This is a genomic window from Endozoicomonas arenosclerae, assembly GCF_001562015.1.
Lineage (GTDB): Bacteria > Pseudomonadota > Gammaproteobacteria > Pseudomonadales > Endozoicomonadaceae > Endozoicomonas_A > Endozoicomonas_A arenosclerae.
This window is the reverse complement of record NZ_LASA01000059.1, coordinates 35,794-50,438: the sequence shown is the minus strand read 5'-3', so window position 1 is coordinate 50,438 and position 14,645 is coordinate 35,794. Positions and strand designations below refer to the sequence as shown.

Sequence of the window (14,645 nt, the reverse complement as noted above, 5' to 3'; positions counted from 1 at the left end):
TCCTTCAACCCATCCAATGAGCCATGAACGAACAGAATAAATGAATCCGACAGAAGACCTTCCACTGATCCTTGAAGCTGAACAACTGGTCCCCCTGCTGGGCCAGGAAGACCTGCTGATAGTAGACCTGTGTAATCCCAGACTTTACAGCCAGTCTCATGTTCCGGGTGCTGTTAACGTGGCTCCACAAAGCATGGTTTCAGGAGTCCAGCCCGCTGCGGGCAAACTGCCAGCCATTGAGCAGATCAACCAGATGCTCTCCAATATTGGCTACAGCGAAGACAAACACATTGTTGTTTATGACGACGAAGGCGGTGGCTGGGCCGGTCGCTTTATCTGGACACTCGATGTCATCGGCCACAAAAAATACAGTTACCTGAACGGTGGAGCACACGTCTGGTTGAAGGAAGGTCATCCAACCGAGAGCACTATCAACCGGCCAGAACCTACCCAGGTCAATGCTCAGATTGATGACGCCATGCTGATCAGCAAGGATGCCATTATCGCTTCGCTGGAAGATTCAGACACCGTTATCTGGGATGCCCGCTCAGCTGCCGAATATCGGGGTGAAAAAGTCTTTGCCCAAAGAGGCGGGCACATTCCGGGAGCAGTGAATCTGGAATGGACACTGGCTATGGATCACGACCGCAACCTGAGAATTCGCGGTGATATTGCCAGTATTCTTGAGCAGCTGGGTATTACTCAGGAGAAGAAGATTATCACTCACTGCCAGAGCCATCACCGTTCAGGCTTTACCTACCTGGTAGGCAAATCCCTGGGTTACACCATCAAGGCCTACGACGGTTCATGGTCTGAATGGGGCAACCTGCCGGACACCCCTATCGAAGTTTAATAACATTTGAAGGCCTGTCAGGACTGCGGCTGCACCTGACAGGTAATGGGGATCGACTCTATGGCTACGCTGACAGGCTTGTTTACTGCCTGAAGCAACATGGCAAAAGGAACATTTTTAAACTGTTTGTTGACTAACCGGCACGTCGACCTTGGGCGAATCAGCACGACAACCAACCTGTCACCCTCATCAATGATTTCTTTGACACTGACATAAGCACCACCAGAAGTGGTCGTGAAATCAACACTTGCAGCCACCAGCGTATAGCCATTATCCAGATAGGACTGGATCAGGTCAGGCACAGGGTATGCCGGGAACTGCTCAAACCAGTCCACCAGGCTCTGAACCACCCAGAGCTTTCGCTTTTTGTTCCACACTCTCTCCCGGCTGGCCTCCGCCCTTTTCAGGACATGCACTGCAGATTGAGGTTCGATGATTCGATAGTCCACACCGGAAGCTGTGGCAGACCCCATCGATAAAAATAATATAGAAATAATCCAGGCAGCTGCGGATTTCATGAGACTCTCCCTGTCGACCCTGAACGGAACTGCACCGTTTAATCATAGACGAATGTACCTGCCGTCTAATTCAGTGCTTACTTGTGAGATCCTGTCCGCATCATTACAATCCAACATCACTCAAAAACAGGATGAGTCCTGACTGTGAAAGAAAGATTATTCGCTTTTATTCAATACTTCTTGCCGCATCATCTTATTTCCAGAGCAGTTTACTGCTTTGTTGAAAGCACATGCCCCAAGTTCAAGAATGCTCTGATCCGTCGCATCATCAAACAATATGACGTTGATATGAGCGAAGCTGAGCGTGAGAACCCTGAAGAGTATCTTCACTTTAATGATTTCTTTACCCGCTCTCTGAAGGAAGGCATGCGCCCCCTGCCTGAAGACGAGAGCCTGATTGTTAGCCCTGCGGATGGCGAAGTCAGCCAGCTGGGAGATATTCGGGATGGCAGAGTGTTCCAGGCCAAAGGACACGACTATAGCCTGATTGAGCTACTGGGCGGGGACAGCGATCTCGGACAGGAATTCATGGGTGGCAAGTTTGCGACCATCTATCTTTCTCCTCGTGACTATCATCGTGTTCACACACCTTTTGGTGGCACCCTGCGCAAAATGATTCACGTCCCTGGCCGTCTGTTTTCGGTCAACCAGGGAACCGTTGAAAACATTCCCAACCTGTTTGCCCGTAACGAACGGGTCGTGGCTATCTTTGACACCGAACGTGGCCCCATGGCAGTTATCATGGTGGGTGCCATGATCGTTGCCAGTATTGAAACCGTCTGGGCCGGACTGGTAACGCCTCAAAGAAAGAAAGTGCGTACCTTTGAGTACGGCGACGATTCGGCGGAGCATGTTTCCCTGAAGCGGGGCGATGAAATGGGCCGCTTCAAGATGGGCTCAACAGCCATTGTCCTGTTTGGTAAAGACCAGATTGACTGGCTTGAGCAATACGAAGCCGGGTCTAAAATCAAGATGGGTCAGGCATTGGCCTCACCTGCACAGTAAGTACGAGGAGCCTGTCGGGCTCCTACCGGCTCCTTCTGCAGGTGGTAACCCACTGCCTGCAGTTTCTTTCCAAGGAGCCATTCATGCAGTCTCTCCGTATTCTTCCCCTGATACTTGTTCTTATTCTCTCTGGCTGCTCAAGCATTCAGGGTAAATCCAAAAGCGACAAGCAAGCTTACATCAATTCCATGCGCACAGAGACGCTGGCCATGCTGTTCAGGGCAAAACCCAGCACCGAAGCCCAACTGGCAAATGCTGCCGGTTACGCAGTCTTCAGCAACATCAACAGCAACATTATTTTCCTCAGCGCTGGCAGTGGCTATGGCGTGGTTAGAGACAACGAAGATGACTCCGACACCTACATGAGAATGGCCAGTGCAGGTATTGGACCCGGCTTGGGAATCAAGGATTTCAGAGCCGTTATTATTTTTGAAAACCATAACTCGCTGAAAAAATTCATTAAGGAAGGCTGGGACTTCACCGGTCAGGCAGACGCTGCCGCCAAATCAGGCGACAAGGGTGGTGAATTAATTGGCGGTGTGGCAAATGCCAATCTGGGTATCACTGTCTATCAGCTGACAGAAAGCGGTCTTGTGGCTCAGGCTACGTTGCAGGGAACCAAATACTGGGTCGATGAAGGGCTCAATTAAGGATACACTGCGACATTTGATCGACCCGGACTTGCAATGACTATTAAACTTGGCGTCGTGATGGACCCTATTGAGTCCATTGAATACAAAAAGGACAGTACACTGGCGATGCTGGTAGCCGCCCAGAAAAAAGGCTGGGAGCTGTTCTACATGCTGCAGGAAGACCTGTATCAGTCTGAAGGTGTCGCCTATGGCAGCATGCGTCCTTTGCAGGCTCGCTACAATCCGGAAGATTTTTACTCCCTCGGCGAGCGGGAAGAGCAACCTCTTAGCTCTCTGAACGTCATTCTGATGCGCAAAGACCCGCCCTTTGACATGGAATTCATTTACAGCACTTATCTTCTTGAGCAGGCAGAAGCAGCCGGAACACTGGTGGTGAACAAGCCTAAGAGTATTCGTGACTGTAACGAGAAAATGTTTGCAACGCTGTTCCCGCAGTGTACTCCTCCCGTTATGGTGGCTCGCAGCGCCAGACATTTGAAAGCGTTTGCTGAAAAGCACGGCGATGTTGTACTCAAGCCCCTTGATGGCATGGGCGGCTCTTCTATCTTCAGAACCCACCCGGGCGACCAGAACTTTAGTGTTATTGTTGAAACCCTGACCCAGCACGGTCAGCAACAAGCCATGATCCAGAAGTACATTCCCGAGATCAAAGCCGGTGACAAACGCATTCTGCTGATTGATGGTGAACCTGTGCCTTACGCTCTGGCACGAATCCCTGCTGAAGGTGAGCTACGTGGTAACCTGGCCGCAGGTGGAAGCGGTGTAGGTCAGGAACTGACTGAAAAGGATTACTGGATTGCCGAACAGGTAGCACCTGTCCTGAAAGAAAAAGGTTTGCTGTTTGTAGGGCTCGACGTGATTGGTGAATACCTTACCGAGATCAATGTCACCTCTCCCACCTGTATACGACAGCTGGATGACCAGTTCGGTATCAGCATTGGGGAGATGTTGATGGACAAGATTGAAGAAAAACTGTCAATCTGATGATCAATCACAACAACTCCTTCCAGCGGTTAATACGGGAGGGGTTGTTGTAAAAATAAATGGTCCCGTTACGTTGAAAATCACTTCCTCCTGAAGAACAGAATGATTTTTGAACTCATGACTGTTTAACACTGGAAATAAGTTCCCAAATCATGCAAGCAGTACTTGCGTGCCCTATGTTCATTGATGACAATGCTCAGATAGCTGGTATGGTATCGAGATCGACCTTCCAGCCTCCAGGGAGATCAACAATAAGATCCAGGATGCAGTATTCAAGAGGCCCGCTCCGTCAATGACGACCGTTTCATCCGCCGACCGTTTAGGCTTTACCCTGTTCATGGCCGCTGCAGTTCATGCCGTGATTGTGCTCGGTCTGTCTTTTGGACTTGAAGACAAGGCCCCACCACCCAAAACACTTGAAGTGACTCTGGCTACCTACAAAAGTCAGAAAAAGCCTGAAGATGCTGACTTTCTTGCCCAGCTCAACCAGCAGGGCAGTGGTACTCTGGAAAAGAAAGCCACCCCTACCACTGATCGTAAGGCCGACATTCAGGACAACAAGATTAATGAGGTTGAACTTCAGCCCCAGGAAGCCGCTGCACCTAAAACCCAGGCGAAGAAGACACCTCAGGTAGTCACCCGGGCAGAAAGTGACAAGAAAGTTCAGGACAGTGAAGTGATTGACCAGCCCACTCCTGATCAACCCAATAAAGCAGAACCTCGCCAACACATTGACCTGCGCCAGGAGATAGCCAGCCTTGAGGCTCAGCTCAGCGATCAGCGTCAGGAATATGCCAAGCGTCCTCGCGTCAAAAGACTGACCGCTGCGTCCACTATGCTTGAGCCCGGTGCGGCTTATAAAAATGCCTGGCGACAAAAAGTCGAGCGTATCGGTAACCTGAACTACCCTGCCCAGGCTCGCCAGCAAAAGCTTTATGGAGAGCTGCGTCTGATGGTGGCCATCAATCGTGACGGCACCCTTTCTAATGTAGAGATTTTGAAGTCCTCTGGTTATAACGTTCTGGATGATGCCGCCATCCGAATTGTGAGACTCGCAGCTCCCTATGCCCCCTTTACAGATGATCTGAGAGATTACGATATGGTGGAAATCATTCGTACCTGGCGCTTTGAGAAAGGCGACAGACTCTTCAGCCAGTAGAGCTCTCATCGAAATACGGTTATTCGTTTGCTATCGGGGCAGTTTGCCCCGATACTCCCTCTATGAGCAGTGAAACCTTCCAGAGCCTCAAGAATCATTTCCTGATTGCTATGCCCCGCATGGCCGATCCCTCTTTTGCTGGAACACTGACCCTGGTGTGCGAACACAGCCCAGGAGGCGCTCTGGGCATAGTGGTCAATCGCCCTACCGATCTGACGCTGGGAGAGATCTTCAGCCAGGTCGGGATTGAAGAAGCTGACGAATGTTTTCTAAGCCCGGATGCGGTTTACGCTGGAGGGCCTGTGGCGGTTGAAAGAGGTTTCGTATTGCACTCTGGCAGCACTTTATGGGAATCCAGCCTGAATATCGGTCGGGGTCTGCAACTGACCACGTCAAAAGATATACTGCTGGCCATGGCCAGAGATGAAGGCCCGGATGACTCTCTGGTGGCGCTGGGCTATGCTGGCTGGGGCAGCGGTCAGCTTGAAAAAGAGCTGTCCGACAATGCCTGGCTGACCTGTCAGGCAAACCAGCAAATCATCTTCGAGACTCCTTTCCAAGGTCGGCTGGATGCAGCCGCTGAATCATTGGGTGTAGATCTTCGTATGCTCTCGGATCAGGTTGGGCACGCATAACTCTGCAAAGATATCTATCTGAAGACTGACCAGGAATATTGCCTGCAGGACTTCGGGTGACAGAAAGAAAGTATGACTGAGAAAAAACTGAACACGGTAATGGGCTTTGACTTTGGCACTCGTAATATTGGTGTGGCAGTAGGTCAGGCAATTACCCGCACTGCAACCGCTTTGCCTTCTTTCAAGGCTAAGGATGGTATTCCTAATTGGGATGACGTCTCGGCTCTTATAGAAGAATGGAAACCCGATGCTGTGGTGGTAGGCATTCCACTGAATATGGACGGTACTGAATCCCAGATGTCCATGAGGGCTCGCAAATTTGGTAAACGCCTCCATGGCCGTTACAACTTGCCTTTCTATGAAGCTGATGAGCGTCTAAGCTCTTTTGAAGCCAAAGACTGGGCCAATAAACTGGGACATAGTGGACACTATGGCTCCAATCCGGTCGATGGTATGGCAGCACAAATCATACTGGAAGGCTGGATGAACGATGAGAACAACCCGGTACTCTAGCTACGCTTTTTCTACTCTGCTTTCTATGAAAAATCTTTCATCACTTAAAGTAATGCAAGATTGTTTCTGCCGCTCATGGCTGCTCATTACTGCTCTGGGCATTCTTTCCCCGGAAGTGCAGGCAAAAGAGAGGGATATCATTCACCCTCTCTGCTTTGAACCTTTCGCCAGTCTGGGAAAATCGGCCCAGTCATCCAACCAGAAAACCATCAATCTGGATGACTGCCTGAATAAATACATCAAGTACCCTTTTAAAGAACCAGCCCCCTGGCAGGCCGTTTTCAAGAAAAACGACCAACCCAAAGACAACAGTGAAACAGGCTTACCCACCTACGCAGGCTATAAACTCATTGGGCAAATGGAAAATCAGCAGGTTCTCATGAGTTATGTCGCCAGTTACGGTGGCAGTGGCACATTCAGCCATGCCTTTCTGGTAGACGGCATCTCTCTTCAGAAGCAGGTTCCCAATAACAACAAGCTAACCCAGACTCTGTTTGTGGAAGGCGGCGATCGCTGCTTTGGCAGTATCGAGCAATTGTCGATTATCTCTCCACAAAAGTTCGAAGTCAGACGCAAAATAACAGCCAGTGCTCTTATCGGTTACGGGATGGATGCCAGCTATGCCGAAAAGGTGACCAAAGGTCTTTCTGATTGCGCTCTTTGCTGTATAGGCAGTTATGTGGAGCAGGTAGACACGAAAGGCAATAAAGAGTTGGTAAGCATCCTTCTGTACCCCAGGGAAAAGCGCGAAACGGATACAGAGCAGGAGCGCTGCCTGAACCGCCTCACCAAAGCGGACACCCACACTGATATCATCACAAAAGAAAACCTGAAAACCCTTCAGCAGGATTATATTGACCAGTGCCTCGGGGATATTATCCCTTCAGTGCAGGAATCATCAGAGCCCTGAGATAGAAAAAGGTGTGAAAGTACGGTTTGAGGCAAGGCGGTCTCACTCAAATGGAGCAAGACTGCCTTCGATATTTTCACTCATGAAGAGTGGATATAGATACATCCTTAATGCCCAGTTCATTAATTTCCTTAATCACCTCAATGATCTGTGTTGCTGGTGCATCAAGGTCTGCCAGAATCACCACCTTTTTTTCGGTTAGCTCAGGAGTGCCTCTGAGATAGCCAGCAATACTGGCCATCTCTTTATCTTCAATAAAGTTACCTTCCGGCAATACTGTTATGACAACATTATCGCTAGTTCCGCAACCAACCAGCATTGTCGATAAAAGCATGATGAAAACCATCAATTTGTTCATAATTTTGCGATAACACCAATTTAGTAAACTTCCTCATGCTGAAGGCTCAGCTTGTCTGCCATCTCGGTCAGGTGCTCACCGTCAGCTTCTGATCCCAGCTTGATCAGCAAGCGAAGGTCGTTTGGAGAATCTGCATGGGTCAGCGCTTCTTCATAAGTTATTTCGCCACTGTTGTATAAATCAAACAATGCCTGATCGAAGGTTTGCATACCCAGTTCGCGGGACTTTCTCATGATTTCCTTCAATTCGTGAACATCGCCATTGCGGATAACATCCTGAATAAAAGGCGTAGTGAGCAAAATCTCAACAGCAGCACGTCGACCTTTCCCTTCACGGGTTCTGACCAGCTGCTGGGCCACAATGCCTTTCAGGTTCAGGGAAAGATCCATCCAGATCTGGGCATGACGATCGGCCGGGAAGAAATGAATAATTCGCTCCAGAGCCTGGTTGGCATTATTGGCATGCAGTGTTGCCAGACAGAGGTGACCTGTCTCAGCAAATGCCATGGCATATTCCATGGTTTCCCGGGTTCGAATCTCACCGATCATAATAACGTCGGGAGCCTGTCGTAGAGTATTCTTAAGGGCAACACCATACGACTCAGTATCGATACCCACTTCTCGCTGGGTGACGATTGAGTTCCGATGCTGGTGAATAAATTCAATGGGGTCTTCAATACTGATGATATGACCAGAAGCATGCTCGTTTCGATGACCTATCATTGCAGCCAGAGAAGTCGACTTACCTGCACCGGTGGCACCCACAAAAATAACCAGCCCACGTTTAGTCATGGACAAGTCTTTGATGACCCTTGGCAGCTTAAGCTGATCCAGAGTCGGAATCTCAGTCTCGATCCGTCGCAATACCATGCCCGCCAGATTACGCTGGTAAAAAGCACTGACACGGAAACGACCGACTCGGGAAGCTGAAATCGCAAAGTTGCATTCGTGCTCACGATCAAACTCAGCCTTCTGATCTTCATCCATGACCCCGTAAACGATGTCCCGGGTCATAGCAGGTGTCAGAGGCTCTTTGCTGACAGGAACTACTCTGCCATTGATCTTGAAGCTGGGAGGAAAGCCTGCGGTAATAAAGAGGTCAGAAGCCTTCTTGTCGACCATGACTTTCAGTAAGCGGTTGATATCCATAGTTCTATCTCTGCTCTGTCATGACCTTAGAAATTATCCGGATCCCTGGCTTTTTCCTGGGCTACTTCCTTGGCAACCACACCTTTTCTCACCAGGTCGTGAAGGCATTGATCAAGCGTCTGCATGCCCAAAGAACCACCCGTCTGGATCGCAGAATACATCTGGGCGATCTTGTCTTCGCGGATCAGGTTACGAATGGCGGATGTGCCTATCATGATTTCATGAGCCGCCACACGTCCCCCACCATTTTTCTTAAGCAGAGTCTGTGAAATTACTGCCTGCAGCGACTCTGAAAGCATGGAACGAACCATGGCCTTCTCCGCTCCGGGGAACACATCCACCACACGGTCAATGGTCTTTGCCGCTGAGGTAGTGTGCAGCGTACCGAAAACAAGGTGACCCGTTTCTGCAGCTGTAAGAGCCAGACGAATGGTTTCAAGGTCTCGCATCTCACCTACGAGGATAATGTCGGGGTCTTCACGAAGCGCAGAACGCAGCGCATCACTGAAGCTATGGGTATCCCTGTGCACTTCTCGCTGGTTAACCAGACACTTTTTCGAAGTGTGAACAAATTCAATAGGATCCTCGATGGTCAGGATATGTTCATACTTGGTGTCATTGATGAAATCCATCATGGCAGCCAAACTGGTACTTTTACCGGAACCGGTTGGCCCAGTGACCAGGACCAGCCCACGAGGCTTCATGGCAATGTCCTTAAACACCTGCCCCATCCCAAGGTCTTCCATAGAGAGCACTTTGCTGGGAATGGTACGAAAGACAGCACCGGACCCCCGGCTCTGATTGAAGGCGTTAACACGAAAACGAGCCACCCCGGGCACTTCAAAAGAAAAGTCAGTTTCCAGCTTTTCTTCGTAGTCCTTGCGCTGTTTGTCGTTCATGATGTCATAGATCAAGCCGTGTACTTGCTTGTGATCCATGGGAGGCAGGTTGATCCGGCGAATGTCCCCGTCGATACGTATCATGGGTGGCAGACCGGCAGAGATGTGAAGATCCGAAGCGCCTTGCTTGTAACTGAAGGCCAGCAGTTCGGTTATGTCCATGAATTTCCCCCTGAAACCCGGACGCAGGTAAAATAGACCGGGACATCTTCTTATTTTCGACCGAAATATCGGTTTCTACTTATTAACGCACTACTGTACAGGCTGATGACCTTATTAAAAAGTCAATTTGATCAGGTTTTTGAAAGAATTCATGAAGCTGAGCAAGCCAGTGGCCGGGAAGGCCAGGTTAAACTTCTGGCGGTCAGCAAAACCAAACCCGCCTCGATGATTTCCGAGCTATGGCAGCTGGGGCAGAGAGACTTTGGTGAGAATTATCTTCAGGAAGCTGCGGATAAAATTACCGAGCTGAAAAAGCTGGATGGACTGGTCTGGCATTTTATTGGTCCCATCCAGTCCAACAAAACCCGTGACATTGCCAGCCACTTTCAATGGGTGCACAGTGTCGAAAGGTTCAAAATTGCCAAACGTCTGAATGACCAACGGCCTGACGATTTGCCGCCACTGAATATCTGTATTCAAGCGAACATCAGTAATGAAGAAAGCAAATCCGGAGCCAACCTGAAAGAGCTACCTGAACTGGTTGTGGCCATCTCTCAACTGCCAAAGCTGAAGCTTCGTGGGCTGATGGCCATACCTGCTCCAGAATCGGATCCTGAAAAACAACGCGCCCCCTTCAAAAAGCTGGCAGATACCCTTGAATCCCTTAACCGTGAACACCATCTAGATATGGATACATTGTCCATGGGTATGACCGGAGACCTGGAAGCAGCTGTTGCCGAAGGCGCCACTATGGTTCGTATTGGCACGGCTTTGTTTGGAGCTCGTGATTACTCATCAAGGAAATAGGAATGACTGATAAAAATATTGCCTTCATTGGTGCCGGTAATATGGCCTCCAGTATTATTGGAGGACTGATTGAGCATGGCTGGCCAACAGACAGGATTTTTGCTTCCTGCCGAACGCAAGAGAGCGCCAAAACGCGTACGGATGAACTGGGCATTCACGCTTCCACCAGCAATCTCGAAGCTGCAGAAAATGCTGATATTGTGGTACTGGCGGTAAAGCCTCAGATGATGAGAGCCGTTTTGACAGAGCTGGCTCCTGTTCTTCAGAAGCAACAGCCCTTCATTATTTCCGTGGCTGCAGGTATCCGCCTGGAAAGCCTGGATGCCTGGAGTGGTGGAGGCTTGCCTATTGTCCGCAGCATGCCCAACACGCCATCACTGTTGCATTGCGGAGCAACAGGTCTCTATGCCAACGATCGGGTCAATGATGAACTGAAAGCCATTGCTAACGGAATCTTTGAACCTATTGGCATTCTCCAGTGGCTGGAGAGGGAAGAGCAGATCGATACCATCACCGCCATTTCAGGCTCTGGACCCGCTTACTTTTTCCTGTTTATGGAAGCCATGGCAGAAGCCGGTGTAAAACTGGGCCTGGACCCTGAAACCGCAGAGCGCTTTTCGTTGCAAACCGCTCTGGGAGCTGCAAATATGGCTGTACAGAGTGATGTTGATGCTGCCGAATTGCGTAGACGAGTCACCTCACCCGGAGGTACTACAGAGCAGGCGCTAAAAACCTTCAGACAGGAAGGTTTTGAAGAAGTCGTTTATAAAGCAGTGGAGGCAGCAAAAAACCGGGGCGCTGAGCTGGCAGAGCAGCTGGCTGACTGACTGCACGCCTGATGGCTGTATTTCCCGCATCAGGAGGTTTCATAGTAAACTGGTCGGGACAACTTATATTTAACGCTAATGGCTGTTTAAACACGAAGGATTTCTATGTCAGCTCTCTCCTCCAGCCTCGTCTTTCTGATTCAAACCCTGGGTGGTTTGTACATCATGGCGGTACTGCTGCGTTTCCTGCTTCAGCTGGTTAAGGCAGACTTTTATAACCCTATTTCCCAGGCCATAGTAAAAGTGACCTCGCCATTATTGAATCCGCTCAGAAAGGTGATTCCCGGCGTGGGTGGTCTGGACATAGCGTCCCTGGTATTGGCGCTGATCTTGCAAATAGCCCTGGTCTATGTCCTTTTCATGGTTCAAGGTTTTTCTGCCGGGGCTATTCCTTTCCCCCAGGTATTGATTGTCAGCCTCAAGGAGCTGGTGAATGAAGTTCTGAACATCTATATGTTCAGCCTTATCATTATTGCTATTGCCAGCTGGGTTGCACCGGGCAGTTACAACCCCGGCTTGATGCTTCTGCACCAGCTGACCGAGCCTTTAAGCAGCCGTATCAGAAAAGTAATCCCCCCTCTGGGAGGTCTTGATTTTTCCCTGATGGTGCTGGTTCTGGTGATCATCACCCTTAAGAACTTTATTGCCGCTCTCTGATTGCTCAACTCCGGTGCTATAGTTTTCCTGTATAACCTCTAATGTTTTTCAGGGAATCTCCATGGCACCGGATGCTCGATTCTGCAGTAGCCTGTCACGCTGTTTTCTGGCTTTTCTTTTTCTCGTATTTAATCCTTCTGTTTTTTCAGATCAGTCGCTGATTGATGAAGACACGGAGTTGTCTTTTAAATATGAATTTGATGAACTGATTCTGGAAGCCGGTCAAGAGCTTCATATAGAAGGCACCAATCAGTCTGACTCTGCGCTGATACTCATTATTCGAATCGATAATGACGACTCCAGCAGTTACAGAACCCGTTTCAACCGTGAGTTCAGCATTCAGCCCGGACCATTCTCCCTCTCAATCCCTGTTACTGCTCTCAAGGCCTCTGACAAGAAGCCTCTCCCACAGCCTTATACCAAAATGATTGTGTTTATTGCCGGCAATTCAGACGGTGTTGTCCTGCATAAAGCACTTTTCAAACAACCCCCGGCACAGGTTGAAAATGTTCTGGCTTTGGATTTCGGCTTGATCGACAGCCCAATCTTTCCCGGATTTGAATTAATCCTCCCCAAGGATCGACGCATAAAAGGGGATTTACGCCCACGCAACCGTCCTTCGGGAGATCCTCTCATTCAAGACGGCTTCGAAGGCATCCAGAGTGTGACTCTGCCCTGGCCCAACGGCACCTGGAAACTCAGCCTTTGGACTCAGGAACAGGGAGAGTGGGAATATCTGCCCCATCCTTTGAAAAAGAAGGTCATGGCTGAAAACAGCACACTGATCGACCAGAACTTCTCACCCGAACAGTGGGTCAGTGATCGCTATCTTGCGGGGATGAAAAAAGAAGCGGTTATTGATGGTGATCTCTGGACTTTGGTTGGAGAAAGAAGAAGCGGTTTTCTACAGACCACTATCAAGATCTCTGATGAACAACTCAACCTGTTCCTTGAGGGCGACAAGACGGCTCAGTATCTATCAGGTCTGGTGCTGGAGCCTGTAGATGGCAAGTTTGCAGAAGCAGTGGAAGAGAACAGAAAGGCCAGAATGCTCTCCCAATGGCCTGTTACAGTGCCTGAATACCAAGCTCCGAAAGCTCTGGAATTCAAAGATATTTCAGAAGCCCCCTACCAGCCCAATGAATCAGCCAACAGCTATCTTGGCATGAGAGGCGCCCAGATTAACCTGACTTTTCAGATTCAAAGCCCGGCTGATGATGCTTCACCCATCATTGCCGTTGCCCAACCCAGAAAAGACAATGGTAAAAAACTTAATGTCATAAAGCGTTATGGCCATTGGCGGKTCGAGCGCCCAAAGCCTAATGCCAGCGCACTTATTGCCAGTGACAGTTTACTTAGAGGAGATATGACAAACCTTTCTCTGTCATCAAAACTCCCTCGAAATATCCATCTTCAGATCAGTATTCCTTCCGATGCGGAACCCGGACTTTACTCGGGCAGTATCCAGCTATTGAGCAAGTCAGCACTGAGAGTTCTGGATTACACCATCAAAGTACTTCCATACACCCTACCCAGACTCAATAAGCCTGTAGGCTTGTACCTTGAACCTGCTCCTTTTTATCATTGGTTTGAATCACTGCAGCGCTGGAAGCCCTTTTCCACCGCATGCGATCTGTCATTACTGGCCACTATGGGCTTTACCAATGTGGCTCCGGCCCTGGATACACCCAATACCCGAGCTTCCAGAAAAAGTTTCGTCCGACAACTGGCCCAACTCAGACGCTTTGGTTTCAATCAATCTGTGCTGGCTTACGCTCCACTCAAGCGTTTACTGGTTGCTCAATCTCAGGAAGAAGCCATCAAATCTCTGGTACAAATCAAAATGCTGCTGGCTCAAAGTCAGCTACCAGAACCTTACTGGTCCATTTATGACGAACCGGTACCCGAGAAAAAACCTGAAATCCTCAATGTCGCCAAACACATTCACAGCCAGACCCTGGACATGAGAACCGCTGGACACCTGAATAACCCAAGACAGTTCGATCTGGTTGAATCCACAGATCTGGCCATCATTAACCACGGCTTTGGTGTTGGTAAAGACGCCATTAGTGCCATGCAAGACAACCGGAATGTCTGGCTCTATAACATGCCCAACCCCCGACTGGCTGCAGGGCTTTATTTATGGAAGTCCGGTGCCGACGGCTACCTGCAATGGCATGGTCGTATGCCCACTGCAGACCCCTTTGATCCTACTGATGGCCGTGAGGGCGATGTCATCTATATGTATCCCTGGGCTGGCAGCTGCCCATCCACCATGACCATTCACAAACGCTTGATAGACCTCCAGGAAGCCGTCATCGACTTACGCTGGGTACAGTGGCTGGAAGCAGAAGCCAGCCAGGATGAAAAAGCAAAAGCACTACTGAATCAAATTGCCAAGAGAATCCCTGAGCAGTGGAAAGTGGCGGAGAAAACGCTTTCGGATCAGGACTTACTCAAAATCAGACATCAGATTCTTGAATACGCCGATAAAAAGTCAAAAACCATGAAAAACAATAACCAGCCATAAGCTGAAGAAGAATGAGTCGTCATCTGC

16 protein-coding genes are annotated in these 14,645 nt (G+C 49.4%); 12 read left to right on the top strand and 4 right to left on the bottom strand.

Annotated features, from left to right (window positions below):
* The first annotated feature begins 40 nt into the window (after positions 1 to 40).
* Positions 41 to 853, top strand: coding sequence for a sulfurtransferase (locus WG89_RS06900; RefSeq protein ID WP_062263302.1), 813 nt, complete (start codon positions 41 to 43; stop codon positions 851 to 853).
* A 17-nt stretch (positions 854 to 870) separates the two neighbouring features.
* Here WG89_RS06900 and WG89_RS06895 read toward each other — a convergent pair whose 3' ends face one another.
* Positions 871 to 1,371 (bottom strand): hypothetical protein, encoded by a 501-nt coding sequence (locus tag WG89_RS06895; RefSeq protein WP_062263298.1) that lies wholly within the window; start codon positions 1,369 to 1,371, stop codon positions 871 to 873.
* A 144-nt stretch (positions 1,372 to 1,515) separates the two neighbouring features.
* Between WG89_RS06895 and asd the strand changes: the two genes are divergently transcribed.
* The 7 genes from asd (at position 1,516) to WG89_RS06860 (ending at position 7,230) form a co-directional block, all read left to right on the top strand.
* Entirely contained in the window at positions 1,516 to 2,376 is an 861-nt protein-coding gene (gene asd / locus WG89_RS06890; RefSeq protein WP_062263295.1) for an archaetidylserine decarboxylase, read from the top strand.
* Between the two features lie 83 nt (positions 2,377 to 2,459).
* Positions 2,460 to 3,026 carry a lipid-binding SYLF domain-containing protein gene (locus tag WG89_RS06885; protein ID WP_062263292.1) on the top strand — a complete coding sequence of 189 codons (567 nt, stop codon included), beginning with the start codon at positions 2,460 to 2,462 and terminating at the stop codon, positions 3,024 to 3,026.
* Positions 3,027 to 3,062: 36 nt separating this feature from the next.
* Positions 3,063 to 4,013, top strand: a complete 951-nt coding sequence (gshB, locus tag WG89_RS06880; RefSeq protein ID WP_062263289.1) for a glutathione synthase — start codon at positions 3,063 to 3,065, stop codon at positions 4,011 to 4,013.
* Between the two features lie 292 nt (positions 4,014 to 4,305).
* The gene (locus WG89_RS06875) at positions 4,306 to 5,172 is read left to right on the top strand and encodes an energy transducer TonB (RefSeq protein ID WP_062263286.1); all 867 of its coding nucleotides are present in this window, start codon (positions 4,306 to 4,308) and stop codon (positions 5,170 to 5,172) included.
* Between the two features lie 62 nt (positions 5,173 to 5,234).
* Positions 5,235 to 5,807, top strand: coding sequence for a YqgE/AlgH family protein (locus WG89_RS06870; RefSeq protein ID WP_062263283.1), 573 nt, complete (start codon positions 5,235 to 5,237; stop codon positions 5,805 to 5,807).
* A gap of 72 nt (positions 5,808 to 5,879) precedes the next feature.
* Positions 5,880 to 6,320 carry a Holliday junction resolvase RuvX gene (ruvX, locus tag WG89_RS06865; protein WP_062263280.1) on the top strand — a complete coding sequence of 147 codons (441 nt, stop codon included), beginning with the start codon at positions 5,880 to 5,882 and terminating at the stop codon, positions 6,318 to 6,320.
* Complete coding sequence (locus WG89_RS06860) at positions 6,298 to 7,230, top strand: hypothetical protein (RefSeq protein ID WP_172806731.1); 933 nt, start codon at positions 6,298 to 6,300, stop codon at positions 7,228 to 7,230. Before ruvX ends, WG89_RS06860 begins: the two co-directional genes overlap by 23 nt.
* 76 nt (positions 7,231 to 7,306) lie before the next feature.
* Here WG89_RS06860 and WG89_RS06855 read toward each other — a convergent pair whose 3' ends face one another.
* The 3 genes from WG89_RS06855 to WG89_RS06845 are packed head-to-tail and all read right to left on the bottom strand — an operon-like array spanning position 7,307 to position 9,797.
* On the bottom strand, positions 7,307 to 7,564 hold the full coding sequence (locus WG89_RS06855) for an ExbD/TolR family protein (RefSeq protein ID WP_153301464.1): 258 nt from the start codon (positions 7,562 to 7,564) through the stop codon (positions 7,307 to 7,309).
* 44 nt (positions 7,565 to 7,608) lie between these two features.
* Positions 7,609 to 8,736, bottom strand: coding sequence for a PilT/PilU family type 4a pilus ATPase (locus tag WG89_RS06850; RefSeq protein WP_062263271.1), 1,128 nt, complete (start codon positions 8,734 to 8,736; stop codon positions 7,609 to 7,611).
* 26 nt (positions 8,737 to 8,762) lie between these two features.
* Positions 8,763 to 9,797 carry a type IV pilus twitching motility protein PilT gene (locus WG89_RS06845; RefSeq protein ID WP_062263268.1) on the bottom strand — a complete coding sequence of 345 codons (1,035 nt, stop codon included), beginning with the start codon at positions 9,795 to 9,797 and terminating at the stop codon, positions 8,763 to 8,765.
* A 105-nt stretch (positions 9,798 to 9,902) separates the two neighbouring features.
* On the opposite strand from WG89_RS06845, the gene WG89_RS06840 reads away from it, so the two are divergent.
* From WG89_RS06840 to WG89_RS06825, 4 genes are all read left to right on the top strand, one after another.
* A complete protein-coding gene (locus tag WG89_RS06840) occupies positions 9,903 to 10,604 on the top strand; it encodes a YggS family pyridoxal phosphate-dependent enzyme (RefSeq protein ID WP_062263265.1) in 702 nt (233 codons plus the stop codon).
* A 2-nt stretch (positions 10,605 to 10,606) separates the two neighbouring features.
* Positions 10,607 to 11,431 (top strand): pyrroline-5-carboxylate reductase, encoded by an 825-nt coding sequence (gene proC / locus WG89_RS06835; protein ID WP_062263262.1) that lies wholly within the window; start codon positions 10,607 to 10,609, stop codon positions 11,429 to 11,431.
* A gap of 105 nt (positions 11,432 to 11,536) precedes the next feature.
* Positions 11,537 to 12,088, top strand: coding sequence for a YggT family protein (locus WG89_RS06830; RefSeq protein WP_062263257.1), 552 nt, complete (start codon positions 11,537 to 11,539; stop codon positions 12,086 to 12,088).
* Between the two features lie 61 nt (positions 12,089 to 12,149).
* Positions 12,150 to 14,618 carry a hypothetical protein gene (locus WG89_RS06825; RefSeq protein ID WP_062263254.1) on the top strand — a complete coding sequence of 823 codons (2,469 nt, stop codon included), beginning with the start codon at positions 12,150 to 12,152 and terminating at the stop codon, positions 14,616 to 14,618.
* Positions 14,619 to 14,645 lie beyond the last annotated feature (27 nt).